We start from the raw sequence: 1,624 nt of genomic DNA, 5'->3' as shown, positions 1-1,624 counted from the left end.
GCGACGTGGATGACGGCGGTCTTTCCGCTGGCGTAGGCGCGCTTGATGGCGGGGGCGATGTCCTCGTCGCGCTCGACGTACTCGCCGTAGCAGCCGAAGCCCTCGGCCACCTTGTCCAGGCGGGTGTTCTTGCTCCAGTGGACGCCGGTCTCCAGCGAGCCCTGGCCGAAGGTGCGCTTGTAGACGCCGACCTCGAGGCCCCAGGCGTAGTCCACGGCCACGACGCAGACCAGCGGGAGGTTCAGCCGGGCGGCCGTCTCCAGCTCGGCGATGTGGAACTGGAAGGAGGAGTCCCCGGTGATCAGCATCATGGGGCGCTTGCCGCCGTCCGCCACCCCGGCGCCGACCGCGTAGGGCAGCCCGGTGCCCAGGTGGCCGAAGTTCTGGTTCCACATCACGTCGTGCGGCTTGGCCTGGGAGTACGTCCAGCCGAAGATCGTGGTGGCGCCGCCGTCGCGGATCATGATGCCGTCCGGCGGGAAGACCTTGGTGGCCTCGACGATCAGCCGCGCCGGGTGCACCGGCGACATCCCCGCCGGGGCGGTCTCCGCGAGTTCGGCCAGCTGGGCGGCGTCCTGGCGGATCCAGCCGTCGAGCTCGGGGGTCGGCGTGCGCGGGGTGTCCTTGAGGGCGTCGACGAGCTGCGGGACGACCGCGCGCAGGTCACCGACGAGGGGCACGTCGATCGAGCGGTTGACGCCGATCGCCTCGGGGTCCTGTTCGATGAGGATCCACTTGCGGTTGGCCTCGTTCGCGACCCAGTGCCGCCCGCGGCCGTAGTGCACCGGCTCGCCGAGCTCGGTGCCGATGGCCAGGCACAGGTCGGACTTGACCACCGCGTCGATCGACGCCGCGGAGAAGCCGTAGGGGAAGGTGCGGTCCTCCAGGCCCTTGATGAAGGAGGTGCCGCCGGAGGTCTGGATGACCGGGCAGGCCATCGCCTCCGCGAGCGCGCGGACGGACTCTCCCGCGCGGGAGGTGTGCACGCCGTGCCCGACGAGCAGGACCGGCTGCTTGGCCGCGCGGATGTACTCGGCGGCTTCGGTGATCCTGTCGGGGCCGGCGGTCTGGTTCACCAGCCGGTACGCCGCGGGGGGCAGGGGCGCCGGGACGTCGAGCTCCTCGAGGATCACATTCGAGGGGTACTCGATGTAGACCGGGCCCGGGGTGCCGGACAGGGCCTTGCGCAGGCCCTCGCGGATGACCTCGTCGGTCTGGTCGGCGTACTCGATGCTGGCGCAGTACTTCACCGACGGCGCGAACAGCTCAGCCTGCTGCACGAACTGGATCCGGCCACGGCGGACCCGCTGCTCGGTGATCCGGGCACGCTGCCCGCCCAGGAAGATGACCGGCGAGTTCTCGACCTTGGCGCACATCATCGCCCCGGCCAGGTTCGCGACACCCGGGCCCAGGGTGCCGATCGCCACCGCGGCCTTGCCGGTCATCCTCGACACCGCCTCCGCCATGAACCCGGCGGACTCCTCATGGTGCGGTGAGACCACGGTCCAGCCGCGTTCCTCGGCGAGGTGGAACATGTGCACGAAGTTCGGGTCGGGAATACCGAAGATCGTCTTGATTCCCTCGGCTTCGAACAACTGGAGGATGCGCTCGTAGACTTTTACCG

The 1,624-nt window shown here is 69.9% G+C and carries 1 protein-coding gene; it reads right to left on the bottom strand.

Going from position 1 to position 1,624, the window contains the following annotated elements; genetic code table 11:
• The coding region (locus FMEAI12_RS35630) for a thiamine pyrophosphate-binding protein (RefSeq protein WP_146776858.1) at positions 1–1,624 on the bottom strand (1,624 nt) is incomplete at both ends.

Source organism: Parafrankia sp. Ea1.12 (assembly GCF_900465275.1).
GTDB classification, from domain to species: domain Bacteria; phylum Actinomycetota; class Actinomycetes; order Frankiales; family Frankiaceae; genus Parafrankia; species Parafrankia soli.
Note: the sequence above shows the minus strand (reverse complement) of the source record. Positions and strands in the feature narration are given on the sequence as shown.